The organism is Sphingomonas sp. SFZ2018-12 (genome assembly GCF_022496715.1).
Lineage (GTDB): Bacteria > Pseudomonadota > Alphaproteobacteria > Sphingomonadales > Sphingomonadaceae > Sphingomonas.
Window position 1 is genome coordinate 1,211,207 of record NZ_WTFM01000001.1, and the last position, 24,996, is coordinate 1,236,202.

A 24,996-nucleotide genomic window follows, 5' to 3' on the forward strand; every position below is an offset into this window, starting at 1 on the left:
CGATAATATACATTATGTAAAACGGCGAAGCGCATTCAGTTCGACTCCTCCGCTGACGCCGCGGTGCCGGCGGGTTCGAGGACGAGCACCCCCTGCTCGGTGCGAAAGCTGCCAAGGCGCGACAGGAAGTTCATGCCCAGCAGATCGACGTCGCCGAAATTGGGCGCGACCAGCACGCCAAGGTCCTCGGTCTGGATGGGCCCGACCTCCAGTCGGTCGATCCGCGCGCGCCGTGCCTCCACCGGACCGTTGGCGGTGTCGACGACCGCAACCAGTCCGCTATCATCGATCGCGACTCCCGCGGCCTGCGCGGTTGCCACCGACAAGGACGTGGTCGTCGCGCCGCTGTCGATCAGCATCCGGCGCGCCACGCCGTTGATTCGCACATTGGCCCAGTAATGGCCGTCATCGGATGCCGGAATGCGCAACGCGCCGCCCCGCGTGCGCTGATCGGCAAAGCCAAGCCGCGCCCCGACATCGTTGACGAAGCCGCCAATCTCGCCACGAAACGCGACGAGGATCGCAACCACCGCCGCGATCGCAATCCAGCCCAGCGCCGAACGGAGGACAAGCGACATATTGGGACGACGTGCCGCCAGCGACGCGAGAACCAGCACCAGGAACCCGACGCTGCCGATCAGCCCGATGGCCTGTTGTTCATTCACGGTATCAACTCCATCCCGTCATGGCCGGGCCGGATATGTTCGGGCAGTTCGGCGCAGAGCGTTCGGTAATCCATGCTGTTGTCCATATGGATCAACGCCGCGTGCCGCACGCCAAGCTCGCTTACCCACGCCACGACCTGATCGAGCGTCGGATGCGTTGGGTGCGGTTCGCGACGCAGCGCATCGACGGCCCAGACGTCGATACTGTCGAACACGCGCCGCATGTCGTCGGTCATTCCGCTGAAATCGGTCGAATATCCGATGCGCTTGCCTTCATGGGCAAAGCACAGCCCGGCACTGGTGATCGCGCCGTGCGGCTGATCGACCGTGGTGACGACCAGGTCGCCGATCTCCATCCGGTCGGGCAGCGGATCGAGCGTCGCGACGGGGGGATAGCCGGCGCGGCCGTGAAAGACATAGGCAAAGCGCGCGCGCAGATCCTCGATCGTCGCCGCACGTGCAAAGCAGCGGACGGGCGCGCCCGAGTTGTGGAACAGCTGGCGCAGATCGTCGATGCCATGGACATGATCGGCGTGCGCGTGGGTCCAGATCACCGCGTCGACGCTGGCCACGCGTGCGTCGATCAGCTGCCGGCGCATGTCGGGCCCGGTATCGATGAGCACGCGGGTGCGCCCGGTCGACACGAGGCCAGCGGTCCGCATCCGCCAGTTGCGCGGCTCGTCGGGATCGCACCGTCCCCAGTCGGCGCCGATGCGCGGCACCCCCGACGATGTCCCGCAGCCGAGCAGCCGCAGCTTCACGCCGTGCCGCTTCCGTCGGGCGCCCCTGCCAGCGTCTTGGCGAACAGGCGGTGAAAATTCGCGCGCGTCGCGTCCGCCAGCTGCTCGGCATCTTCGCCGCGCAGCTCGGCCAGAAAGCGGCAGGTGTCGGCCACGAACGCCGGCTCGCCCGGCTTGCCGCGATGGGGCACCGGGGCGAGGAACGGTGCGTCGGTCTCGATCAGCAGCCGGTCGCGAGGCAGCCATTTCGCCGTGTCCTGAAGCGCGCGCGCATTCTTGAACGTCACGATCCCCGAAATCGAGATGTAAAAGCCGAGGTCGAGCGCGATCCGCGCGAATTCCGCGCTGGCGGTGAAGCAGTGGATAACGCCGGGAAAGCCCCCCTTCCCCAGCTCGTCGGTCAGGATTTCGGCGGTGTCGTCCTCCGCATCGCGGGTGTGCACCACGATCGGCAAACCGGTGTGACGGCATGCCGCCAGATGCGCACGGAACGCCGATTTCTGCCGATCGCGGTCGCTATGCTCGTAATAATAATCAAGTCCGCTCTCGCCGATCCCGACCACCCGGGGATGGGCTGCGCGTGCGACCAGCTTCTCGGTGTCGACATGCGGATGCGCGTCGGCTTCATGCGGATGAATGCCGATCGTCGCCCAGACATCGGGCTCGCGCTCGGCGACGCCCAGTATGTCGTCCCACTCATGTTCGCGCGTCGAGATGTTGAGCATCGCGACGACCCCGCGATCGCGCGCGCGGGCCAGCACCTCGCCCTGCTGCTCGACGAGCCCCTTGTAATTGAGGTGGCAATGGCTGTCGGCGAGCTTCACACCGCCTCCGGTTCGGGCAGAACGATGCGCGGGAAGATGGGGGTCGGCGGCGAAAGGCGGAAGCCCGCCGCCTGCTGGCGCACATACCAGTCGCGATCCTCGAGCGCGGCGTGATCGCGCGCCGCCGCACCCAGCTGGTCGAGCAGCCGGCCCGCCGACCCCGGAATGACCGGCAGGATCGCGATGGCAAGCTGGCGGATCGCGCGGACGAGCGTGCCGAGCACCGCGTGCATACGCTCGGGATCGGTCTTGCGCAGCGCCCAGGGTGCTTGCGCATCGATATACTGGTTGCACGCGAATACCGCACGCATCCACGCCTCGATCGCCTGCGACAGTGCCAGATCGGCGAACTGCACCGCAAAGTCGGCGATCGCATCGTTGACCTGGGTCAGCAGTGCGCTGTCGGCCGGGTCGCCCCGCCCCGCGTCGGGCAATGCGCCATCCAGATTCTTGGCGATGAAGCTGAGCGTGCGCTGGGCAAGGTTGCCGAAGCTGTTGGCAAGGTCGGCATTGGCGCGGGTCGCGATCGCCTCGTCGCTAAATGTGCCGTCCTGGCCGAAGCTGATGTCGCGGAGCAGGAAATAGCGCAGCGCATCGACGCCCACCAGTTCGGCGAGCGCGATCGGATCGACCACGTTGCCGGTCGATTTCGACATCTTCTCGCCGCGGTTGAGCAGAAAGCCGTGGCCGTACACCTGGCGCGGCAGCGGCAGCCCTGCCGACATCAGGAACGCCGGCCAGTAAACCGTGTGGAAGCGCACGATATCCTTGCCGATCAGGTGCAGGTCGGCGGGCCAGTAGCGGTCGCCCTGTGGCGCGTCCGGATAACCCGCTCCGGTCAGATAGTTGGTCAGCGCGTCGACCCAGACATACATGACATGCCCCGGACTGCCCGGCACGGGAACGCCCCAGTCAAAACTGGTGCGGCTGACCGACAGGTCGACCAGCCCACCCTCGACGAAGCGCAGGATCTCGTTGCGGCGGCTGTCCGGACGAATGAAATCCGGGTTGGCGGCGTAGAAGTCGAGCAGCGGCTGCTGATATTTCGACAGGCGGAAAAACCACGTCTCCTCGGTCGTCCAGTCGACCGGCGTGCCCTGGGGCGACAGCTTGACGCCCCCTTCCCCTTCGACGAGTTCCTTTTCCTCGTAAAAGGCTTCGTCGCGGACCGAATACCAGCCTTCATAGCGGTCGAGATACAGGTCGCCGGCGTCCGCCATCGCCTGCCAGATCGCCTGGCTCGCGCGGTGATGATCGGGTTCGACGGTGCGGATGAAGCGATCGCACGAAATATCAAGACTGTCGGCCATTTCAATGAAATAGTTAGACATTTCATCGGCCAGCGCACGAACCTCCTTGCCCTGGGCGCGCGCGGTCTGGACCATTTTCAGGCCATGTTCGTCGGTCCCGGTCTGAAACCGCACGTCGCGCCCCGCCTGACGCTGAAAACGCGCGATCGCATCGGCCGCGATCATCTCATAGGCGTGGCCGATATGCGGGCGGCCATTGGGATAGTGGATCGCGGTGGTGATGTAATAGGGGTCGGCCATCGCCTTGCCCTAGTGCATCGTCTCGCCGGGTTGAAGCCCCGTCGGCGCCAGCGTCGCGACTTCGGCGGCCAGCTCGAACACGGTCGTCACCACGTCCTGCGACAGGCCGATCGCGGCGGCTGCGATCGACCGCGTTCGGGCATAAGCGTCGAGCGCGGTCTTGAGCGCCCCTCCGGATCGGCCGCGCGCCTGCTCCGCGATGAAGCTCGGCGTCCGCGTCAGAAAGGCTTCATAGCGCGCTTGCGCCGCCTTGCCCGACAGCGCCCCGGCCAGCCGCACCCGGATCACGCTGTCCGGGTCGCCGGTCCGCGCGATCTCGGCCAGGTCGCGCTCGATTGCCGCCATGTCGAGCCCGGCAAAGGCGAGCGCGCGGCCCGGGGATCCCGCGCCGGCGCGCACCAGCGCGGCGATCTCGGCCTCGCTCGCCTCCGGCACCGCTTCGCGCAGCACCGCCGCCATGTCGTCGTCGCCCAGCGCCGCGAAGCGCAGCAGCCGGCATCGCGACCGGATCGTCGGCAGCAGCCGGCCCGGCGCATGGCTGACCAGGAGGAAAATGGTCCCCGTCGGCGGCTCCTCCAGATTCTTCAGCAGCGCGTTGGCGGCCGGACGCTCGAGGTCGTCGATCGCGTCGATGACGATCACGCGCACGGGCGACAAGGCCGGCTTGGTCGCCAGAACCGGCTGCAGCGCGCGGACCTGATCGATCCGAATGCTGCGTGCGATGTCCTGTTCGGGCTTCTCGGGATCCTTGGGCAGGCGCACCAGCTCGCGATAATCGGGGTGCGACCCCGCCGCGATCAGATCGTCGATATTGGGTAGCGGCGCCGCGCGGGTCAGGATGCGCCGCGCCGCCTCGCGCGCAAAGGCACCCTTCCCCACGCCCTGCGGCCCGGCGATCAGCCATGCGTGATGCGGCTTGCCCCCGGTCATCGCTGCATCGAACGCCGCGATCGCGGCCGCATTGCCGCGCAGTGACGTCATGGCAGCAGGTCGGCGATCATGTCGATGATCGCGGCATGGACGATGTCCGGGGCATCGCCGGCGTCGATCCGGCGCACACGCGCAGGCTCCGCCGCGGCGATCCGGTCGAACCCGGCGGCGACCGCCCGATGAAACCCCGCGTCGCGCTCTGCAAAGCGGTCGATCGCCCCGCCGTCGCGCGCGCGCATCCGCGCCGTGCCGGTCGCCTGATCGACGTGGAGCAGCAGCGTGCGATCGGGCATCAAACCTCCCGACCCAAAGGCATGGAGCGCGAGGATATCGGCGTCGGCAATGCCCTGCGCACCCTGATAAGCGCGCGTGCTGTCGATGTACCGGTCACAGACCACCCAGCGTCCGGCCGCCAGCGCCGGTTGGATCAGCCGTTCGACATGGTCGGCGCGCGCGGCGGCGAACAACAGCGCCTCGCTGCGCCCGCTCCATCGCCCGACATCGCCCTGCATCAACAGCGCGCGGACCGCCTCCGCGCCGGCGCTGCCGCCCGGCTCGCGGGTCAGCACCGCGTCGATGCTGCGCGCGGCGAGCGCGTCGACCAGCAACCGGGCCTGGGTCGACTTGCCCGCCCCCTCCCCGCCTTCCAGCGTGATGAAGCGGCCGTTCAAGCGCCGAACAGCGACTTCAGCCCGGCCCAGGCGCGCCCGAAAAAGCCCGCCTCGCCCACATCGGCCTCGGCCACCAGCGGCAACGACTGCGGTGCCATGCCCGGCGCCTGCACGACCAGCTGCGCGATCTGCTGGCCCTTGCGGATCGGCGCCTTGATCGGGCCGTCATAGACCACCTTGGCGCTCAGCTGCGGCGACAGGCCCGCCGGCAGCGTGACCGCCAGGTCGCGCGGCGCGACCAGCCCCACGGTCGACTCCGCGCCCAGCTGGACATCGGCGCTTTCCACCCGCCGCCCGGCTTTCACGATCGGGCGCGATTTCCACGCACCGAAACCCCATTCCATGAAGCGCACCGATTCCTCGATCCGCTGGTTGAAGCTGTTCAGCCCGGCGAGCACCATCACCAGCCGCCGGCCTTCCTGTTCGGCCGAACCGGTAAAGCCGTATCCGGCCTCTTCGGTATGCCCGGTCTTCAGCCCGTCGGCACCGCGCACGCGGCCCAGCAGGGGATCGCGATTGGCCTGCGTGATTGCATCGCCCTTGCCCAGCGTCTTGCCCCAGGTGAAGCTGTCCTTGCTGTAGAACTGCTTGTAGAGGCCCGGAAAATCCTGGATCGTCCGCGTGGCAAGCCGGGCGAGGTCGCGCGCGGTCACGAACGTCCTGCCCTCGTCGGGCCATCCGTTCGAATTGCCGAACTGGCTGTTGGCCAGGCCCAGTTCCTTCGCGCGCTGGTTCATCAGGTTGACGAACGCTTCCTCGGTTCCGGCAATTCCCTCCGCCAGTACGACGCAGGCGTCGTTGCCCGACAGGACGACGATGCCATAGAGCAGGTTCTCGACGCTGACCCGCTCGCCGGGCGACAGGAACATCGTCGATCCCGCTTCCGGCCCATGCCATTTGCGCCAGGTTTCCGGCCGCACCTCGATCATCTGGTCGAGCTTGATCTCGCCCTTCCTGATCAGGTCGAACGCGACATAGGCGGTCATCATCTTGGCCATCGACGCGGGCGGCATCCGCCGGTCGGCGTCCTTGGCATACAGCACCGCGCCCGAGGACAGGTCCTCCAGATACGCGACCGGGGCCGGGGTCTGGAAGGGCGGCGTCTGCGCGGTGGCAGGCGCCAGGGTAGCGAGCAGCGCGAGCGTGGCGAGCGACAATTTCTTCATGGCAATCGGGAACTCGAATGAAAGTGGACGTCAGGGCGCAGCGACGATCAGCGCGTCCTTGAACCCGCGCGCGACCGCCCGTTCGCGAGCTTTCGCAGCCGCCGCGCGATCAGGCAAGGGCCCGATTCGAACGAGATGCAGCTTGCCCGCCGCGACCACCTCGCCGTCCAGCTCGCGCGCCACGCTGTCGGCCCTTTCGCGGATGGACAGCACGGCAACCCGCACGAAATAGCCGGTCCCCGCGGGAACCGCGACACGCGTCGGTTTCGCCACCGACCGTACGGGCGGGGTCGCCGGCCTGCGGGTCGGCGCGGTGACCGAAGGCGTCGGTGCCGATGCGGCCGGCTGGGCGCGCGCGGCCAGAGTCGCGCGCAGTCCGGCGAGCAAGGCGGGCGGTGAGTCGAGCCGCGCCGCTGCCTTGCCACCTGCCCGCAACGCCGCGCGATCGGCCGCCGAGGCCACCACCTTGCGCAGCCGCACCGCATCGCCAGCCGCGATGCCGAGCGCGTCGGCCAGCGCGGGGGAAATCGACGCGATCCGCCCGCGGTCCGCCGCGCCGGCCTGGACGATCGCCAGCACGTTGTGGCCGTTGGCAAGCGCGGTCACCTCGACCACGTCGCCTGCGGCGAGTGCGGGATGGACGACCCGCATCCCGGCCAGGTCGGACTGCACGCCGACCGGCCCGACCTCGTCATGGCGCGCGGCAGCACCTTCGCCCGAACTGCCGCGCGGTTTGTCCGCCGCGTCTGCGGGATAAAGCGTGGCGGGCGTGTCCTGCGCCGCCGCAGTGGCCGCGCCCAGCGACAGCAGCGCCGCCAACGTCAGGTCAACGCGCGACTTCATCGGCCAGCAACCCCACCGAAAGTGCATAGAAATTGGAGCAGTTATAATCGAGGATGACCCGGTAGTTGCCGGTCAGCAGATACGCGGTCTGCCCCGGTCCGTCGGGCTCCAGCAGGGTCGCCAGCACGTCGTCGGCGGGCCATGCGCCATTTTGCGGTACGATTCCCAGCGCCCGCCATTCCGCCATCGTCCGCCACCGGCTGTGCCGCTCATGCACGCGCGGGCAGCGCGGCGAGACGGTCGCGTTGCCCAGCGCGCCGCGGTCCAGCGTCGCCGGCACGTTCACCGCGACGCCCCAGGGCTGGCCCTTCCGCCAGCCCGCGTCGACGAGGTAATTGCCGATCGACGCGAGCGCGTCGGCTTCGCTGCGCCAGATATCGGCCGTGCCGTCGCCGTCGCCGTCGCGCGCCACGCGCAGGTAGATGGAAGGCAGGAACTGGGGATAGCCGGTTGCCCCGGCCCAGCTGCCCTTCAGCCGTTCGCGCGGGATGCCACGATCGATCAGCTTGAGCGTCGCGATGAATTCGCCCGCGAACAGCTCGCGCCGCCGCCCCTCATAGGCCAGCGTCGCCAGCGCGCGCGGCAGGTCGAAATCGCCGGTATAGCCGCCATAATTGGTCTCATGCCCCCAGATCGCGACCATGATCGATTCGGGCACGCCAGTGTCGCGCTCGATCCCGGCAAGGCGCGCGCGATTGGCCTGATAGGCGACCCGCCCGCGGCTGATCCGCGCCGCATCGACATGCCGCGCGCGATAGGGCGCAAATGCGGGGATCGCCGCGGTCGACCCGCCGCCGGGCTGCGCGCGGTCGAGCTCGATCACGCGCGGGTTGAGCGTCAGCGTGGGGAAGACCGCGTCGGCGGTTGCGCGCGACACCCCGGCGGCGGTCGCCTGCCCGCGCAGTTCCTCCAAGTAGCGCGCGAAGCCCGCATCGTCCTGCGCGGGCGCGGCCGGGCCCAGAACGAGCGCCGCCGCACCGACCGCGGCAAGCGTGAACGGGCGAAATGATGAACGCAGCTTTCTTAACATCCCGATACCCTGCCACAGCCCGCGCGCGCGATGAACCCCCGTTTGGCTCAGGGCGCGACATGCGGCTTGCGCGCGATCCGAAAGCCGATCAAATGGCCACGCCGGGACGGATGGGTGGCCGAGTGGTTTAAGGCAGCGGTCTTGAAAACCGCCGTGGGTGCAAGCTCACCGTGGGTTCGAATCCCACCCCATCCGCCACATTTTGAATCGGGCCGGTTGGCAAAAGGACGGCTGCGCGGAATTACGCCCGGACGTCCTGCTCAAACCTCGCACTCGATATCAATAAAAGCATCCAAGTATCTATAATAAAAGAACAAAGCCCCCTCTTAGCAACCCTTTCAGGCCGGTCGCCTTTTGGTCGAGGCGGCGAAGTTCGGCATTGAACAGGTTTCTGGTTGTTTCGTAGACGCGATCTGCCGATGGGATTGAACCGATAACCGGTTCGTTCAAATGTCAAATGGTGTCGGGGTGTGCGAACACGCCTGAAAAGGGGGAAGCCTGCATGAGCGCCGGTCAGATCATTTGCTTCGGCGAGCTGCTGCTGCGGCTGGCCGCGCCGGGGCGGGAGCTGCTGATGCAGAGCGGCCGTTTCGATGTCGAGGTCGGCGGCGCGGAGGCGAATGTCGCGGTGGCGCTTGCCTGCCTGGGTCATGCCAGTGCGCTGATCAGCATCGTTCCCGACAATGCGCTGGGGCGCGGGGCCGTCGCCGCGGTGCGGTCCCGTGGCGTCGATTGCAGCCGGGTGTCCTTCGGGGACGGACGCATGGGTCTGTATTTCCTGTCGCCGGGCAGCGGCATGCGCCCGTCCGAGGTGATTTACGATCGCACCGCCTCCGCCTTTGCCGATGCGCCCGCCGACGCGTTCGACTGGCCCAGCCTGCTGACCGGTGCGGCGCGGCTGCACGTCTCCGGGATTACCGCGGCGCTGGGGCCGAATGCCGCGCAGGCCGCGATCGACGCCGTGACCTTTGCGCGATCGGCCGGAATCCCGGTTTCGTTCGACTGCAATTATCGGTCAAAGCTTTGGGAACGCTGGACCAGCGATCCGCGCGCCACGCTGTCGACGCTCATTGCCGCGGCCGACATGCTGTTCGGCAATCATCGCGATGTCAGCCTGCTGCTCGACAAGCCATTCGACGGGAATGATCCCGACGGCCGCCGCCGTGCGGCGGAAGCGGCATTCGGCACGTTTCCCGGCCTCAGATACATCGCGTCGACCGCGCGCGAGGTCCAGACCAGCGACCGCCACGCCCTGTCCGCACGGATCGACACGCCCGCGCAAGGCCATGAGACCGACGCGGTCGTGGTCGACGGCATCGTCGACCGGATCGGCGCGGGGGATGCGTTTGCGGCCGGCATCCTGCACGGCCTGCATTGCGGCCAGGACTTGCAGGGCATTGCCGCGTCGGGACTGGCGCTGGCCTGCCTGAAACACACCCTGCCCGGCGATGCGAGCCTGTTCGGGCGCGCCGATATCGCGCTGTTCCATGCGGGCGCGCTGGACGTCCGGCGCTAGGCGCGCGGTCGGGATGCGCGGCGGCCTCGCCCGGATGACGTCATCGCCCGGAAACGCTCAGAAGGACCGCACAAGCCTGAAATTGATCTTCGGCGTGCGATCACTGGTGTCGTAGCGTCGTCCGGTCAGCGGGGCGGCAACTTCAAGGCTTGCCCCGAATTTCGGGGTGATATCCGCCCTGATCCCGCCGCCGGCCGAGGCGAGCGAACCGCTGCCGAAGCCGCTGCGCAGGTTCGTCACCCTGCCGCCGTCGACAAAGGCGTAAAGCTGGGCCCTTCGTGCGATGCCGAATGGGCGGTCGATCGCGTAGCGCAATTCGGCCAGGCCCATCGCGCCCTGGTCGCCGCTGCGTTCCGACCAGTCATATCCGCGCAAGAAACCGGTGCCGCCCAGCCCGATTTCGGCTGCGATGAGCAGGGGTTGCGACGAAAGCTGGGTCAGCGCCGCCAGCCTCACGCTCGCATTGCCGCCAAGGTCGCGCGACCAGTCGGTCCACAGGCTGACCGTGGTGTAGGTCGCATCCGCATCGCGCCGCGACGCCATCGGATCGCCGGCATCGGTCGCGCCGAAAAGGTCGAGGCCCTGCGACACGCTCGCGCTGATGCGCAACCGGCCGCCGGCGATGTCGCGATGGCCATAGATCGTGCCGCGCGCGGTGGCCATGCGATCGTCGCGAACCAGCTGGCCGGCGCGTGACTGCATCAGGTTACGGACACCCAATTCGCCTTCGAACCAAAGGCTTGTCGAGCGACGCCGCCACAGTGGATGAAGAACCGCACCGCCGACATACCAGCTATGGCTGCGGATCCGGAACGGCTCGAGATAGGCACCGGGGCGCGCGCCCGATCCTGTCGCGGTGACCGACAATTCGGTCCCGCTGCGGTTGATGCGCTTTTCATAGCGGATCCGGCCGAACTGCAGCTCGTTCGGCTCGATCGCGGTTCCCGACCAGGTCAGGGTCAGCGAATCGTCGGTGGCCAGCAGCGCATTGAAATCGACGTCGAGCGTCAGCTGTTCGGGGCCGATCGGCCGGGTCCCTTCGTTTGCGAACGTAAGCCGCCCGGCGATCCGGTCACGGACGACGCGCACGATCAAAATCCCTCGCCCGCCCTCGCGCACGAAGCGGCTGCTGCGAATCTGCACCCCGTCGATATCGCCGGCGATCAGCAAACGCCGTTCAAGCGCGCCGACATGCACCGGCGCGTCGCTGATCAGCGGGCTCAGCGCCGCGCGCACCGCCCGGTCCTCGGCACCGTCGAAGCGGATCTCCTCGATCCGGCCCTCGTCGACCTCGATGGTCAGCACGCCATTCTCGATCTGCTGTATGCCGATCCAGGCGGACGCGAACACCAGTCCCCGCGCACGGGCGCGTTCCGCGATGTCGGATGCCAGCCGGGCAAGCGCATCGGGGGTCAGCGTGCGCCCCACCCGCGTCGCCAGCAGGTCGGCGAAATCGGCCGGGGCCAGGCTGCGCAGCCCTTTTAGGGCGATCGCGCCCACCATCACCGCGCGACTTGACGGGGATGCCGCCGTTGCCGGCTGGTCCACATCGACCTGAACGGGCTCGCTTTCGGTGCGGGTGTCGGCCGGCGCGCGCTCCTCGCGCGTGGCGGGCGGCTGTACGCGGTCGAGCGCGTTCTGCCCGAAAGCAGGGGCTCCGAACGGAAGCGCAACGAAAAGGGCGAGCGCCAAGAGGGTGGTGCGGATCGTGGACATGGTCAATCTTCGACGCCGCAATAGCGTGCCAAGCGTTACAACTTCCTCAAGGGATCAGTGCGTTAACCAGGCATGAAAACATCCGCGAAAGCCTCGCCCGATAAATGGCAAACTCCATACAAAGGTTTTGACCATGAATCGGTTCGCTCAGATCGCCGCAATTGCATTCCTGATGTCCGCCAGCCCGGCGGCATTGGCCCAGGGCAACGGCTGGACCATCAGCGAAGCATCCGGGCCGGTGACGATCCAGGACGCGGCCGGCAAGCACGCGGCGAAACGCGGCACGCCGGTCGCCGAAGGTGCCACCGTCGCGACTGGTGCGGGCGGACGCGTCGTGGTGGTGCGCGGCAAGGATTTCATGACCGTCAACGCCAACAGCCGCGTGCGCATCCCGCAAGCGACGGCGCAGCGCGGCGTCGTCGACGTGCTGCAGGACTGGGGCAACGCGATCTTCCAGATCGAGAAGAAGCCCAATCCGCATTTCGGCGTGCGCACCCCCTATCTCGCCGCGGTGGTGAAGGGCACGACCTTCTCCATCACCGTCACCGACCAGGGATCGTCGCTTCAGGTCGTCGAAGGAGCCGTGGAAACCGCGACGAGCGACGGCGGCGCGCGCGAACTGATTCGTCCGGGTGTGGTGGCGATCGTGTCTGCCGCGGACCGGTTTCGACTGACCGTGCAGGGCCGGGATACGCGGACGATCGATTCGCCCCAGCGCAATGCGCCGGGTGCGCAGGCGCCCGCCCCTGCGCCCGCCGATCCCGATGGCACCGCAGAGGCCGACGCCCGCACCGATGGCCAGGTTGCGACCACCACGCCTGCGAGCGTGGATCGCGCCGTCGAAATCGATCAGGTTCAGATGATCACCAGCCCGATCACGGCCACCGCAGCGGATCTCGGGAAGGTGACCAATGGCCTGGTCGGCGGTTCGACCGCGATGCAGATCGCCAGTATCGAGGCAGCGACGATCCGCGCGGTGATTGCCGATGTGCGCGCCCCAACGATTGATGACGGTGTGGCCAACAACCTGGACGGCAACGCCAGCGGCAATAACGGCGGCGACGGCAACGGAAGCGCTGCCGGCAATGACAACGGCAACGCCGGTGGGACCGACAACGGCAATGCTGGCGGCAACGGCAACGGCAACGCAGGCGGGAGCGACAACGGTAACGCTGGTGGCGATGGCAACGGCAACGCCGGCGGGAGCGACAACGGTAACGCTGGTGGCAATGGCAACGGCAACGCCGGCGGGAACGGCAACGGCAACGCCGGTGGCAACGACAATGGCAACGCTGGCGGCAACGGCAATGGCAATGCTGGTGGCAACGACAACGGCAATGCTGGCGGCAACGGCAACGGCAATGCCGGTGGGAACGACAACGGCAACGCTGGCGGCAACGGCAACGGGAACGCCGGTGGGAACGACAATGGCAACGCCGGTGGGAACGACAATGGCAACGCCGGTGGAAACGGCAACGGCAATGCTGGCGGGAACGGCAACGGCAATGCCGGCGGGAACGGCAACGGCAATGCCGGCGGGAACGACAACGGCAATGCTGGCGGCAACGGCAACGCTGGCGGGAACGGCAATGGCAATGCTGGCGGCAACGGCAATGGCAATGCCGGTGGGAACGGCAACGGCAATGCTGGCGGGAACGGCGACGGCAATGCTGGTGGCAATGACAACGGCAATGCCGGTGGGAACGGCAACGGGAACGCCGGTGGCAACGACAATGGCAACGCTGGCGGGAACGGCAACGGTAACGCGGGCGGCAACGGCGACGGCAACGGCAACGGCGGCGGCAAGGGCAAGGACCGGTAACCTCACGCCGTCGCCTTGTTGACGCGCCGTTAGCACCCGGGTGCTACGGTGCGCGCCGAAGGTTGGCACGCACTTGCACGAGAGATTGAACCATCACTGGCGGCTGGCCGCGGCGGCGTTGAGCTGTGCGCTCGCCCTCGCGACCGGTATTCTCGGGTGGGGGGTCGGCGTTGACCGGGTGATCCGGCAACTCAGCTGGCAGCTTCGCGCCCATCCCGCATCGGGCGAGCTTCACATTGTCGAGATTGATGCACGCAGCATCGGGGCGATCGATCGCTGGCCCTGGCCGCGCGGCCAATATGCGCGCGCGGTCGATCGTCTTCACGCGGCTGGCGTAACCAACATAACGTTCGACGTCGATGTCTCCTCGGCCTCCGTACCGGCCGAAGATGCAGCCTTCGCCGCATCGATCGCCCGCGCCGACGGAAAGGTCGTCCTGCCGACCTTCAGCCAGCGGACCGGCAGCAACGCCGACAGCTGGACCGATTCGCTCCCGATCCCCGCCTTTCGGGCGCATGCCGCGCTTGCGGCAGTCACCGTCCAGCCGGACGCGGACGGGCTGGTGCGCCGGATGTTGCTCGGCACGGTGACGGACGGCACGCCGCGCCCTTCCCTTTCCGCCATGATCGCGGGGGTCAACGGGTCGGCCGATACCGATTTTCCGATCGACTTCGCGATCGAGCCGGGATCGATCCCCAGGCATAGTTTCATCGACATTCGTGACGGCCGCTTCGACCCCGCCACCCTTCGCGGCAAAAGTATCGTCATCGGCGCGACCGCGGTCGAGCTGGGCGATCGTTACGCGGTGCCCAGGCATGGCGTCATCCCCGGCGTGGTGATCCAGGCGCTGGCGGCGGAAACGCTTCGCAACGGGCGCCCGCGCGAGGGCGGCTGGCCGCTTCCGCTGCTGATCGGGCTGGGTTTGGGGGTCGCGATCCTCAATGCGCGTTCGCGTCGCACCCTGGCCGTGATGGTTGTCGGCGGCCCGACCGTGCTGGTCGGAGCGGCCTTGCTCGTCGACGCGCGCCTCGACTGGATTTTCCCGCTCGCCCCCGCACTGGTCGCGATCGCCTGTGCCGGGATTGCCACGCTTTGCATGCGCGCCGCCGCCGCCGCACGCCGCCGCAGGCTGCACGATCCTGAGACTGGGCTGCCCAATCGTCATGCGCTGATCGACGCGCTCAAGACCTATCGGGGCGAAGGCGTGCTCACCGCCTATGTCGGCGATTTCGAAAAGATCGCGGCGGGCCTGGGCGGTGCGGCGACGGCAGAGCTGGTCCGGCGCGTTCGCGACCGGGTCGCGCTCGTGTCCCAGGGGGCGACCGTCTATCGTATCGAGGATCGGGTGCTCGCCTGGCGTTGTTACGACCGGACCGACATCGAACAGCGGGTGGCGGCGCTGCGCGCCACGATGCTCAGCCCGATCGATGTCGCCGGGCGCCGCGTCGACGTCACCCTCGCCATCGGTTTTGCCGAGGACGCGGGGGTGGCGCATTTCGATCGTACCGTCGCCCAGGCCGGCCTCGCCGCGGCGCAGGCCTTTGCGCTTGGGACCGGGTGGTACGTCCACCAGTCCCAGGACGACGAGGCGATCGACCGCGAGCTGTCGCTGCTGAGCGAGCTGGACGAGGCGATCGAACGCGGCGAGATCCAGGTCGCCTATCAGCCGAAGCTCGACCTGCGCGAGGGCAGGATCGCGAGTGTCGAGGCGCTGGTTCGCTGGCAGCACCCGGTCCGCGGCTTCCTTCGCCCCGACCTGTTCATCCCGCTCGCCGAGCAGAATGATCGCATCGCGAAGCTGACCCTCCACGTGCTTGCCCAGACGATCGACGACCTGCGCGCCTGGCGCGTTAAGGGCCATGCGATCAACGGTGCGGTCAACATCTCCGCCAAGCTGCTGAGTTCGGAAGAGTTCATCACCGCGTTGCGGGGGCTGATCGAACGCAGCGGAGTCGCGCCCGCCTCGCTCATTTTCGAAGTGACCGAATCGGCGACGATGAACGATCCCGATCGCGCGGTCGCCGCGCTGCAGTCGTTCCGCGCCATGGGCATCGCGATCTCGATGGACGATTACGGCACCGGCCAGTCGACGCTGACCTACCTCAAGCAGCTGCCGCTCAACGAATTGAAGATCGATCGCAGCTTCATCCAGTTCGCCCACCAGAATCGCAGCGACGGGGTGCTCGTCCGCTCGACGATCAACCTCGCGCACGAACTGGGGCTCAAGGTCGTGGCCGAAGGCGTCGAGGACAGCGCGTGCCTCGACTTCCTGAAGTCGATCGGCTGCGACATGGCGCAGGGCTATTTCATCGGCCGGCCGATGCCCGCCGGCGACCTGCTTCAGCGCCTGGCAAGTGACGCAGCCGGAGTGCCCGTCGAACCGGCGGCGGCTGCTGCCCCGCTGGCCCTGAAACGCGCGGGATAACCGTTCCCCGCTCGCGGTCGGCCAGCACGACGACCGAAAAAATCCTCCAGGCGTGATCTTGGTCACATTCGTCCCCGCCGCAACCGTGCAGTTACGGTGTCGGAGCGAACGAGACGACCGGTCTCCATCGAAACCGGATCGCCTCCCTCCTGAATGTCGGGTCGCAGACGCACATTCAGAGGAAGGACACATCATGCAAGGCAAGAACATCGAGGGAATGGCCAACCTGATCCGGCAGGCCAAGGAAGACCCCAAATTCTTCCACAATCTCGTCTGGAAGACCGAAGAGACGCTCGGCTCGGTCGGCTTCCTCTCGCGTGAGGAAAAGGCCGCGATCCTGCGCATCAACCCCGAGGACCTGGTCGTCGGCCTGGCGACCGGGCGTTTCTCGCCCGGCAGCCTGGCGGAGAATTGCGGCGCCAGCTGCGGCGGCAGCTGCGGGGGAAGCTGCGGCGTGAGCTGCGGTGGCAGCTGCGGCGTGAGCTGCGGTGTGAGCTGCGCGACGAGCAGCCTGCGCACCGATCCCGGCAGCCTGGTGATCAACCCGGCCGAAATCGGCGAGCGGGTCCAGGCGGAGATCAACCAGCGGTTCGCCAGCTTCATGCGCTGACCGCCGGCATCCGGGTGTCCGGCGGGCACCCGGATGTCATGACGAGGGACTGAAAAGATGCAGCCGACCGACTATCTGGCAGAATTGACGTCAAGGGGCCTTGAGGTCCGCGACACCGGCGTATGGGCGGCGGTGGGCAGGCCCGACCGCGATTTCGGCTGGAAGCTGCACATCTCGTCGATCCAGGTGGAGGCACCGACGGTGATCGCGCGCATCCTGCCGGTGCTGCGCGCGCACGCCACGCCGTTCAAGATCGCCCGCGATGCACGCATCCTCGGCGAGCTGAACGAGGGGACGTTCGGCGCGACCCAGATCGGAAAGTTCGCGACGATCTATCCCGCGTCCGACACGCTGGCGCTGACGCTGGCCCGAGCGCTCCTGCCCCTGCTTTCCGGCCTGTCGGGGCCCCGGATCGTCACCGACCTGCCGCTCGGCGAAACGCTGTATGCGCGTTTCGGGCAGTTCGACCCGGCATTCACGCGCGACCGGCTCGGCAATCTGGCCGCCGGCTCGGCACCTGCGGGGGCCGAATATCGCGTCCCCTTCGTCGCGCCCGATGGCATTGCCAATCCGTTCGCGGCCTGGCCCACGGCCGGGGGATCGACCTCCGCGCCCTCATCGGCACCCGCCGCGGCAACCGACTCGTCGCTCGCCTCGCGCCTCATCGGTCCCGGCTTCCTCCTGCTCGATTCGCTGAGCGCGCACCCCAAGGGATCGGTGTTCCTCTCTGCGGACATGCGGTCCGCCGAGCAATGCGGCCTGATCGTACTGAAGGAAGGCCGACGCCATTGCATGTCGGACCCCAAGGGACGCGACATGTGGGACCGCTTGACGCATCAGCATGCGCTCGCCGCGTGGCTCAGCGACGATGTCACCATTCCGCGGCACCATATGGTGTTCGAGCGCGACGACAGCCTGTTCCTCGCGATCGATCATGTCGAGGGTCGCGACTTTTCCGATCGACCCGCCCGCCGCTATGATCGCGCCGATATCGCGCATCGCGAACAGCTGATCGGCGACCTGATCGGGCTCGCCGCGACGCTCGGCGACCTGCATCGCCGCGGGGTCGTTCATCGCGACCTGTCGCCCCGCAACGTCCGCGTCGGGGCGGATGGCCGGACCTGGCTCCTCGACCTCGAAATGGCGGCCCCCGTCGGCGAGCGCGACGCGCTGTTCATGCAGGGGACGATGGGCTTCATCTCGCCCGAGCAACAGGCCGGCGGCGCGGCCGCGTTTGCCGACGATCTGTACGCGGTCGGCGCGCTGATCGCCAATGCGATCACCGGGTTCGATCCGCGGCGCATGTCACTGGCGGCGGATGCGGATCTTGCCGGTCGCCTCACGATGCTGAGCGGTGCGCCGTCGGCGCTGATCGCGCTGGCGGTCGATCTGCTCGCCGCCGATCCGGCCGACCGCCCGGCGATTGCCGAGGTCGAGGCCCGCTTGCGCCGGATCGATGCGCGGACGATCGCGATCAGCTCGCGCGCCGACCGCGCCGACGACGCCCTGCTCGACGGTGCGTTGAGCTGGCTGGTCGCGGGCGGTCTGCGCGACGATCGCACGGGATTGCCGCTCTCCCCCGAACTCCAGGCACTGGGCCATGACGCCAGCCTGTCGGTGCCGCAGGCTTATCGGCTGTTCCGCAGCGCGAACCGCGGCGTCGCGGGCGTGCTCTATGGCGCGGCGCGGCTGGTGCGGCTGGGCGCGCGCGCCGCGCAGGTCGGCGATTTCGCCGAACGCGCGGTGGACTGGCTGCTCGCGCATGCGGCGACGCCCGACGATCAGATGCCCGGCCTGCATTTCGGCGAGGCGGGGGTCGCGCTCGCCTTTGTCGAGGCGGTCGACGCCGGCCTCATCGATCGCGGCCGCTGGTTCGAGGCCTATCTGGACCAGGTGTTTTCCGGCCCGCTCGACTGGCCCGATCTGACGCATGGCGCCGCCGGCCAGGGACTGGCGGCGCTCCAGGCCGCGCATGGTGCGCGCCTGCCGGGGTTGGCGCGCTATGCCGACCAGTGCGCGCGCTATCTGATCGATCGTCAGCGCGCCGACGGCAGCTGGGCGTGGCCCGACGGGGTCAGCGGGATGGAGGGCACCGTCTATACCGGGTTCGCACATGGCGTCGCCGGAATCGTCCACTTCCTGGCGGTGCACGCCCGCGCCCGGGGGGACCGCGACGCCATGGCGGCGGCACGGGCCGGTGGGGAATGGCTGGTTCGACAGGCGCGACGCAACGGAGCGCACAGCTGGTGGCCGCGTGCGCAGGACCCCGACGATGCGTGGCACTGGTGGTGCCATGGCGGTCCGGGGATCGCGTTGGCGCTGCTTGCGCTCTACGCGCTCGATCGCGACGCGCGCTGGGCAGACCTTGCCCGCGATGCGCTGGGTGCGCACGCACTCAGCCCCTGTCATCCCAATCTCAGCCAGTGCCACGGCCTTGCCGGCCTGGGCGAGATTTACCTGGAGGCCGCCCGCGTCCTCGACGACCCGCAGTGGCTCGCACGCGCGCGGCGCATTTCCGCGACGCTGATCGGCCTGCAGCGCCGCGACGCGCACGGGATCTCCTGGATGGTCGAGAACCCGCACATCCCCACCGCCGACCTGATGATCGGCAGCGCCGGCGTCGCGCATTTCCTGGCGCGGCTGGCGCGGGCGGACGTCCTTGCCGTCGGCATGCCGCTGGGCGTCGACCTGACGGCGGACCTGAACCTCAAGCCCCAAGCGATGAAGGGAGCGTTGGCATGCAACTGATGACGACCACGGCTCACCCGCGCAGTCTTGCGCCGCGTCCCCCTGCGGATCGCCGGCTGGCCGACGCCCGGCGCGTGTTTCTCAGGCACGATGTCACGACCGCACCGGTCGATGCAGCCCGCGATTTCAGCAGCACTTACTTGATGAAACTCGCCACGTCGCTGCCACTCGCCGACGTCACCGCGATCATCGCGGCGGAGGAGGTTCGCGAAAGCGGCCTGGTGGCTGTCCGCAAGGGGATGATGGTCGAGGCCGGCGACCTCTTTGCGCGCGCGGAGGCGATCGCGTCCGCGCCGGAGGTGTCGATACATGCCCAGATCGCGTCCGCCTCGTTCCAGCTGCCGGCGGAGGCGTATCTCGCCTACCGCACCGGCGATCTTCAGGGCGCGATCAACCGCCTGCTCGCCGCCATCCGCCTGTGCTGCCGTCTCGAGCGCGAATTCGGTCACGACATGGGGTTTCGTTGCCTGCATCTCGTGCGCAACGTTATCCGCACCTACAGCTATTCCGTTCCGGCCCAGGTCACGCTGGATCAGGTGCTGACGCTGCTGCGCGCGGCCGCCGACCCGTGCGCGGAATGGACGCTCGCCATCCCCGTCACGTGGCGGACCCCGGTCGCCCTGACCGATGCCCAGCGCGCCGCGCTGATGGACGAAGCGCTGATGAACCTTGCCATCCCCGAGGTCGATTTGCGCGCGTGCGAAGGGCCTTCGATCGGCCCGGCGGATACCCATCCCGATTTGGTCGCCGGGCTGCACTGGATCCGCGCGTTGATCGCCCTGCGGCGCGGCAACGACGCCGACTTTTCGCGCCACGCCGCGCGCTTCCTGGAAATGGACCGGCCGAGGCTGGCGCACGCCGCCAGGCTGTTGCTCGGCGCGGTCGACGACCAGCTCGGCTCGCGGTCGGCGCGCGCGGATGCGTGACGGCCGTGCCGCACGCCGACGGCATGTCTCCGGCGGAAATCGTCCGGGACCGGGGCGCCGGGGCCGGCTGCCCCCGCAATTTGCGGTTGTTCGGGGTTTGCACTTGCCTTCACCGGCCGCGTTACCGCAGGGTTGCGCGGGGGCGGAGCAGCGTGCCTTGTTCCAAGGCCGGGAGTCCGTGCCGCGTGAGGGCGATATGGGCACCAGCGCGCCAGGCGAGACACCACCGGCGGAGCCCGAGGTCGCCGTTGAGCCGGAATATCGCGCATTCTTGAGCTACAGCCACAGCGACGCGCCGATCGCGCGCGCGATCCATCGCTGGCTGGAAGGGTATCGCGTGCCCCGGCATCTGGTCGGCCGTTCGACCGCGCGTGGAGTCGCGCCGCGCCGCCTGACGCCGATCTTCATGGATCGCAGCGAGCTCGCCGCGTCCGCCAGCCTGAGCGGTGCGGTGGACGAGGCGCTGGCGGCGTCCGCCTGCCTGATCGTGCTCTGCTCGCCGGCCGCGCGCGAATCTGCCTGGGTGGACTTGGAGATCCGGCGATTCCGCCAGCTGCATCCCGATCGCCCCGTCCTCGCCGCGTTGGTCAGGGGAACGCCGCAAACCGCCTTTCCGCCGGGCATCTGCCAGCCGCGGTCGTTTGGCGCCGTCGATGAACCCGCGGCGGCCGACTTCACGCGCCATGGCGACGGCCGTCTCCTCGCCTATCTGAAGCTGGTCGCCGGGGTCATCGGCGTGCCGCTCGACCTGCTGGTTCAGCGGCACGTCCAGCGGCGGCTCCGCCGCGTGGCGATCGCGACGGCGCTGGCCACGCTGTCGGTGCTGGTTCTGGCGGTGGCGCTGATCATGGCCATCCGCGCCCAGCGCGAGGCGGAGCAGCAGCGCGAACAGGCGGAACAGCTGATCGAATTCATGCTGACGGACCTTCGCGGCCGGCTGCGCGGCGTGGGCCGCCTCGACGTGCTCGACGTCGTCAATCGCCGCGCCATGGCCTATTATGCGGCGCAGGGCGACCTGGCCGCACTCCCGACCGGCTCGCTCGAGCGCCGCGCGCGCGTGCTGCACGCGATGGGCGAGGACGAGCAGCGATCGGGCGCGTTCGCCACCGCCGCCGCCAAGTTCGCCGAAGCGCATCAGGCGACCGCCGCGCTGCTCGCCGCCGCGCCCGACGATCCCGAGCGCCTCTATGCGCATGCCCAAAGCGAGTTCTGGCTCGGCTATGTCGCCTTCATGCGCAAGGCGCGCCCGGCGGCGTCGGCGCATTTCGCACGATACAAGGCGCTGGCGTTGCGGCTGGTGGCGGCCGATCGCAACAACCCTGCCTATCGGCGCGAACTTGCCTATGCGCACGGCAATCTCTGTTCGGTGGAGGTCGAGGATCAACGCACCCTCCCCGCCGCCCTGCAAAGCTGCGCCAGTGCGCTGGCGACGATGGCCCGCCTTTCCGCGGCTGCGCCTCACGATACCGCGCTGCGGCTCGATCTCGCCAACCGGCACGCCTGGATGGCGCAGGCGCTGGAGGCGAACGGCCAGATCACGTCGGCGCTGGCGCAGCGCCACCGCCAGATCGCGATCCTCGACCGGCTGGTTGCGGGCGATCCGCGCAACGCCCGCATCCGCCAGGACGCGGCGCTCGCGCGTTTCTCGCTGGCCCAGATCCTTCGCAAGTCCGGCGCGGAAGCGCGCGCGGTCGAAATGGCGGGCACCGCGCATGCGGCAATGGCGGCGCTCCAGCGCTCCGATCCCGCCAATCGCGACTGGAAGACCTGGAACGCCAGAATCGAGCAGCAATTTCCCTCAAATGAAAGGTGACGATGATGTGCACGACCATTCCCACGCACGTTCCGCTCAACACGCGGGCCACGGTGTCCGACGAGGTGAAGGACGTGATCGTCTTCACCGTCGGCCTTGCGGCGGACAATGGCGAGGTGCTGCTGACGCTTCAGCAACAGGATCTGAAGGTACCCGACATCATCGCCATCGAACGCGATTCGATCGTCGAGGTTCGGCTCGAGGGCCGGCAGATCTTCTTTTCGAAGCAGTTCGACGCCGTTACCTTCAAGTCGGACCAGCGTTCGCTTTACGGCGGCATCGAATATCTCGATTATGACGAGAAGCTCGATCGCTATCGGCGCGCGCGCTTCACGGCTCGGTTCAACCGTGGCGGCAAGTTCGATACGCGTCACGGCTTCAACATCAATCTCGACCTCCTGCAGCGGGGGAAGGATCGCAAGAATGTGCGTTTCGTGCCCCTGACGGTCGATCCCGACATCACCAATCCGCCGCCGCGCATGCACAATTTCCGCTGATGGCCAGTCTCATGCGCCTTTCGCTCGCACCATCCTGCCCGGGTCGGCTCTAGATGGATCGGCTCGACCTGCGCCGGATCGTCCGGGTCGCGCGGTCCGGCGATACGCTGCGTGCCTGGCGCATGTTCGAGCAGGCGGCGGGCAGCCATGCCGAAGACGATTACGATCTGTTGAACCTCAGGGGGCGACTGCTGAAGGACCGGGCGGTCGCCGCCCAGGGCGATGATCGTTCGCGCCTGCTGGCGGAATCGCGCGACGCCTACCTTTCCGCTGCCCGGCGTCGTCGCGCGACCTATCCGCTGATCAATGCGGCCGCGATCGAGCGGCTCGCCGGCAATTTCGCGCGTGCGCGCGAGTTCGCCGCCGCCACGATCGCGTTGCTCGACCAGGGCGATCACGAGCCGGACACCGCTTATTGGCTGGCCGCCACCCGGGCGGAGGCCGCGCTGCACACCGGACCGGTCGAGACGGCCGCCGACCTGCTCCGCGACGCGATCGCGCTCGCGCCCGACGCGTGGGAGGATCACGCCTCCACGCTGCGCCAGTTCAGGCTGCTGCTCGGCTGCGTCGGTGCGGACGACCGCTGGCTGGAACAGCTGGCTCCACCCGCCGCGCTTCACTTCAGCGGGTTGATCCACTTTGACCCCACGATCGGCGGATCCGGTCGCGACCTTGCCGATCGGCTCGACCGGCTGCGCTGCGGCTTTGCCTATGGCGCGCTCGCGGCGGGCGCCGACATCGTCATCGCCGAGCTGCTGGTGGATCGCGGTGCCGAACTGCATCTGGTCCTGCCGGCGCGTCCCGACATTTTCCGGCGGCAATCGGTGATGCCGTTCGGCGATCATTGGGGCGAGCGGTATGACCGCCTGCTCGCGCGGAGTGCCTCGGTGGAGGTGGTTGCACAGGGGCAGGACGTGTCGCTCGCGGCCGTCGAGTTCGCGGCGCAGGTCGCGATGGGCTCGGCGATCTGTCAGGCACGCGCGCTCGAAGCGCAGGCGGTCGCGCTCCGTTTGGTCGATCAGGCTGCGGGCGACGCCCAGTCATCGGCGGCGAGCGACCGAGCGTGGGAACGGATGGGACTGCCGCTCATCCGCGTTGCCGCACCCCGATCGAGCGCGCCGGTCGCGACGATTCCGCACGCCGAAATCACGGCAATCGTTGCCGCCCCGCCCGCCCGTGGCACAACCGGAGCTGCCCCCGACATTTTCAGCCGCATCGCGCCCGAAGGCCATCATCGTGCCGCCGATCCTGCCGCCGCCGCCAGGGTCGCGCTCGATGCGCTGGCAAGCGCGCCCGCGCTTCGCCTGGGCCTGACCGCGGGTCCGGTGATCGGCAGCGACGACGCCGCTCGGCTGGTCGAGCTGGCGGGGCTGATCGCGTCGGCGGCCGCGCCGGGCCAGCTGCTTGCCTCGCGCGCGGTCGGGCTGGCGCTGCTGCTGCTCGCGCCCGAGCTGCGCTGCGAATCCGACCAGGAACTGTCGACCGCCTATGGCGAGATGCCTGTCTGGACGGTGGCCGGCGCGGGGCGCGACGCGTAGCGGCGCCGATCAGGCAATCAGTTCGGCGAGCAACCGAGGCGAAACGATGGTCAGCGCACCGCCGGCCCGCTCGACGATGCCGCGACGCTCGAGAACCGCGATGGCGCGCGACGCCGTCTCGCGGGTCGTGTTCGCCGCGACGGCAAGCGAGGTGACCTTCGGCAGGGGCTGGATCCGGCGGGTCTCGCCCGCAAGCCGAAGGATTTCCGCATAGACGCGTCCGACCGCGCTCAACGTCGACCGCGCGGTCATGCGATCGAGCGCGAAGTCGAGCTGGCGCGCGAAGAGCCGTGCCAGCCCGGCGCCGATCTGCTGATGCTCGGTCGCCAGCCGGTCGAGCGAGCGCGACGCGATGGTCAGCGCCTCCACATCGCGCTGGACGATCAGGTCGGCGCGATGCGTCGTCGCGGCGGGATAGGCGCCCATGACCTCGCCCGGACCGTGAAAGGTCAATTGCGACCGCTGGCCGTCCGACCCGATGAACTCGACATTGACCAGCCCGTCGATGATCAGCCAGCACCGGTCGGCGGCGTCGCCCTGGTGCGCGATCACGTCGGACCGGGCATAGGCGACGCGGCTCATCTGGGCCTCGAGCACGGTTGCCAGGTGGGTTTCGCATCCCAGGAACGCCGAAACGGCTGCGATCCGATCAACTCTCGGCACCTCGCTTCCCCCCGGAACTAACCCGCGACGGGCACCCGCCGCCGTCGACCGTGCGCACCCCTATACCATCGCTTTGAACGACACGCGCAACTTTGGATCGACCGGGCGTGACCTTCATCACGACGCGGCCTGCCCGACGCGCCTATGACGATATCGCGACCCGACGGAACCGTCGTCAGGCGGGACCGCACCTTGGCCCGGCCGCTCGCGGCCGGGCCGCCTTTTCGCGGGCGAAAAGGTCGACTCGCGCAAGGTCGTGGATTGGTGACGACGGATTGCCGGGACCTGACGGGCCGGTCGCGC

Annotated in this window: 20 protein-coding genes and 1 tRNA gene; 10 read left to right on the top strand and 11 right to left on the bottom strand. The window is 68.4% G+C overall.

Annotation, left to right across the window (positions count from 1 at the left end; all coding sequences use genetic code 11):
• Positions 1 to 35: 35 nt before the first annotated feature.
• From GO308_RS05590 to GO308_RS05630, 9 genes are read right to left on the bottom strand one after another with little or no spacing between them, the layout of a single operon-like run.
• Positions 36 to 665 (bottom strand): TIGR02281 family clan AA aspartic protease, encoded by a 630-nt coding sequence (locus tag GO308_RS05590; protein WP_240884397.1) that lies wholly within the window; start codon positions 663 to 665, stop codon positions 36 to 38.
• A complete protein-coding gene (locus GO308_RS05595; protein ID WP_240884399.1) occupies positions 662 to 1,426 on the bottom strand; it encodes an MBL fold metallo-hydrolase in 765 nt (254 codons plus the stop codon). The genes GO308_RS05590 and GO308_RS05595 overlap by 4 nt, the downstream gene beginning before the upstream one ends.
• Complete coding sequence (locus GO308_RS05600) at positions 1,423 to 2,229, bottom strand: TatD family hydrolase (protein WP_240884402.1); 807 nt, start codon at positions 2,227 to 2,229, stop codon at positions 1,423 to 1,425. Before GO308_RS05600 ends, GO308_RS05595 begins: the two co-directional genes overlap by 4 nt.
• Positions 2,226 to 3,779: a methionine--tRNA ligase gene (gene metG / locus GO308_RS05605; protein WP_240884404.1), complete on the bottom strand. Its 1,554-nt coding sequence runs from the start codon at positions 3,777 to 3,779 to the stop codon at positions 2,226 to 2,228. The genes GO308_RS05600 and metG overlap by 4 nt, the downstream gene beginning before the upstream one ends.
• A gap of 9 nt (positions 3,780 to 3,788) precedes the next feature.
• A complete protein-coding gene (locus GO308_RS05610; protein WP_240884408.1) occupies positions 3,789 to 4,760 on the bottom strand; it encodes an AAA family ATPase in 972 nt (323 codons plus the stop codon).
• On the bottom strand, positions 4,757 to 5,380 hold the full coding sequence (gene tmk / locus GO308_RS05615; RefSeq protein WP_240884410.1) for a dTMP kinase: 624 nt from the start codon (positions 5,378 to 5,380) through the stop codon (positions 4,757 to 4,759). The genes GO308_RS05610 and tmk overlap by 4 nt, the downstream gene beginning before the upstream one ends.
• Positions 5,377 to 6,546: a D-alanyl-D-alanine carboxypeptidase family protein gene (locus tag GO308_RS05620; RefSeq protein ID WP_066478706.1), complete on the bottom strand. Its 1,170-nt coding sequence runs from the start codon at positions 6,544 to 6,546 to the stop codon at positions 5,377 to 5,379. The genes tmk and GO308_RS05620 overlap by 4 nt, the downstream gene beginning before the upstream one ends.
• 30 nt (positions 6,547 to 6,576) lie before the next feature.
• The gene (locus GO308_RS05625) at positions 6,577 to 7,389 is read right to left on the bottom strand and encodes an SPOR domain-containing protein (RefSeq protein WP_240884412.1); all 813 of its coding nucleotides are present in this window, start codon (positions 7,387 to 7,389) and stop codon (positions 6,577 to 6,579) included.
• The gene (locus GO308_RS05630) at positions 7,373 to 8,419 is read right to left on the bottom strand and encodes a lytic murein transglycosylase (RefSeq protein WP_240884414.1); all 1,047 of its coding nucleotides are present in this window, start codon (positions 8,417 to 8,419) and stop codon (positions 7,373 to 7,375) included. The genes GO308_RS05625 and GO308_RS05630 overlap by 17 nt, the downstream gene beginning before the upstream one ends.
• Before the next feature lie 108 nt (positions 8,420 to 8,527).
• Here GO308_RS05630 and GO308_RS05635 point away from each other — a divergent pair.
• Together GO308_RS05635 and GO308_RS05640 are read left to right on the top strand one after the other, a co-directional pair.
• Positions 8,528 to 8,617: transfer RNA gene (locus GO308_RS05635), tRNA-Ser, on the top strand.
• 304 nt (positions 8,618 to 8,921) lie between these two features.
• Complete coding sequence (locus tag GO308_RS05640; protein ID WP_240884416.1) at positions 8,922 to 9,935, top strand: sugar kinase; 1,014 nt, start codon at positions 8,922 to 8,924, stop codon at positions 9,933 to 9,935.
• A gap of 57 nt (positions 9,936 to 9,992) precedes the next feature.
• Here the strand turns inward: GO308_RS05640 and GO308_RS05645 are convergent, their stop codons facing one another.
• A complete protein-coding gene (locus tag GO308_RS05645) occupies positions 9,993 to 11,651 on the bottom strand; it encodes a ShlB/FhaC/HecB family hemolysin secretion/activation protein (RefSeq protein WP_240884417.1) in 1,659 nt (552 codons plus the stop codon).
• 133 nt (positions 11,652 to 11,784) lie between these two features.
• Here GO308_RS05645 and GO308_RS05650 point away from each other — a divergent pair, with 133 nt between their 5' ends.
• The 8 genes from GO308_RS05650 (at position 11,785) to GO308_RS05685 (ending at position 24,030) form a co-directional block, all read left to right on the top strand.
• The gene (locus GO308_RS05650; RefSeq protein WP_240884419.1) at positions 11,785 to 13,473 is read left to right on the top strand and encodes a FecR family protein; all 1,689 of its coding nucleotides are present in this window, start codon (positions 11,785 to 11,787) and stop codon (positions 13,471 to 13,473) included.
• A gap of 73 nt (positions 13,474 to 13,546) precedes the next feature.
• Complete coding sequence (locus GO308_RS05655; protein ID WP_240884421.1) at positions 13,547 to 15,898, top strand: EAL domain-containing protein; 2,352 nt, start codon at positions 13,547 to 13,549, stop codon at positions 15,896 to 15,898.
• 193 nt (positions 15,899 to 16,091) lie between these two features.
• Positions 16,092 to 16,508: a hypothetical protein gene (locus tag GO308_RS05660; RefSeq protein WP_066480873.1), complete on the top strand. Its 417-nt coding sequence runs from the start codon at positions 16,092 to 16,094 to the stop codon at positions 16,506 to 16,508.
• Positions 16,509 to 16,565: 57 nt separating this feature from the next.
• Entirely contained in the window at positions 16,566 to 19,256 is a 2,691-nt protein-coding gene (locus tag GO308_RS05665; protein ID WP_240884429.1) for a protein kinase/lanthionine synthetase C family protein, read from the top strand.
• Positions 19,247 to 20,182: a hypothetical protein gene (locus tag GO308_RS05670; RefSeq protein WP_240884431.1), complete on the top strand. Its 936-nt coding sequence runs from the start codon at positions 19,247 to 19,249 to the stop codon at positions 20,180 to 20,182. The genes GO308_RS05665 and GO308_RS05670 overlap by 10 nt, the downstream gene beginning before the upstream one ends.
• Before the next feature lie 196 nt (positions 20,183 to 20,378).
• Positions 20,379 to 21,995, top strand: a complete 1,617-nt coding sequence (locus tag GO308_RS05675) for a toll/interleukin-1 receptor domain-containing protein (RefSeq protein ID WP_066672864.1) — start codon at positions 20,379 to 20,381, stop codon at positions 21,993 to 21,995.
• 5 nt (positions 21,996 to 22,000) lie between these two features.
• Complete coding sequence (locus tag GO308_RS05680; RefSeq protein WP_156442224.1) at positions 22,001 to 22,492, top strand: nucleotide synthetase; 492 nt, start codon at positions 22,001 to 22,003, stop codon at positions 22,490 to 22,492.
• 53 nt (positions 22,493 to 22,545) lie between these two features.
• Positions 22,546 to 24,030, top strand: coding sequence for a tetratricopeptide repeat-containing protein (locus tag GO308_RS05685; RefSeq protein WP_240884432.1), 1,485 nt, complete (start codon positions 22,546 to 22,548; stop codon positions 24,028 to 24,030).
• Positions 24,031 to 24,039: 9 nt separating this feature from the next.
• On the opposite strand, the gene GO308_RS05690 is transcribed toward GO308_RS05685, so the two are convergent.
• Complete coding sequence (locus GO308_RS05690; RefSeq protein WP_066480883.1) at positions 24,040 to 24,693, bottom strand: Crp/Fnr family transcriptional regulator; 654 nt, start codon at positions 24,691 to 24,693, stop codon at positions 24,040 to 24,042.
• Positions 24,694 to 24,996 lie beyond the last annotated feature (303 nt).

Coding starts and splice junctions, on each gene's coding strand:
- metG (WP_240884404.1), bottom strand. CDS start 3,779: ATGGCCGACCCCTATTACATCACCACCGCGATCCACTATCCCAATGGC.
- GO308_RS05610 (WP_240884408.1), bottom strand. CDS start 4,760: ATGACGTCACTGCGCGGCAATGCGGCCGCGATCGCGGCGTTCGATGCA.
- GO308_RS05620 (WP_066478706.1), bottom strand. CDS start 6,546: ATGAAGAAATTGTCGCTCGCCACGCTCGCGCTGCTCGCTACCCTGGCG.
- GO308_RS05625 (WP_240884412.1), bottom strand. CDS start 7,389: ATGAAGTCGCGCGTTGACCTGACGTTGGCGGCGCTGCTGTCGCTGGGC.
- GO308_RS05630 (WP_240884414.1), bottom strand. CDS start 8,419: ATGTTAAGAAAGCTGCGTTCATCATTTCGCCCGTTCACGCTTGCCGCG.
- GO308_RS05640 (WP_240884416.1), top strand. CDS start 8,922: ATGAGCGCCGGTCAGATCATTTGCTTCGGCGAGCTGCTGCTGCGGCTG.
- GO308_RS05645 (WP_240884417.1), bottom strand. CDS start 11,651: ATGTCCACGATCCGCACCACCCTCTTGGCGCTCGCCCTTTTCGTTGCG.
- GO308_RS05650 (WP_240884419.1), top strand. CDS start 11,785: ATGAATCGGTTCGCTCAGATCGCCGCAATTGCATTCCTGATGTCCGCC.
- GO308_RS05660 (WP_066480873.1), top strand. CDS start 16,092: ATGCAAGGCAAGAACATCGAGGGAATGGCCAACCTGATCCGGCAGGCC.
- GO308_RS05665 (WP_240884429.1), top strand. CDS start 16,566: ATGCAGCCGACCGACTATCTGGCAGAATTGACGTCAAGGGGCCTTGAG.
- GO308_RS05670 (WP_240884431.1), top strand. CDS start 19,247: ATGCAACTGATGACGACCACGGCTCACCCGCGCAGTCTTGCGCCGCGT.
- GO308_RS05675 (WP_066672864.1), top strand. CDS start 20,379: ATGGGCACCAGCGCGCCAGGCGAGACACCACCGGCGGAGCCCGAGGTC.
- GO308_RS05680 (WP_156442224.1), top strand. CDS start 22,001: ATGTGCACGACCATTCCCACGCACGTTCCGCTCAACACGCGGGCCACG.
- GO308_RS05685 (WP_240884432.1), top strand. CDS start 22,546: ATGGATCGGCTCGACCTGCGCCGGATCGTCCGGGTCGCGCGGTCCGGC.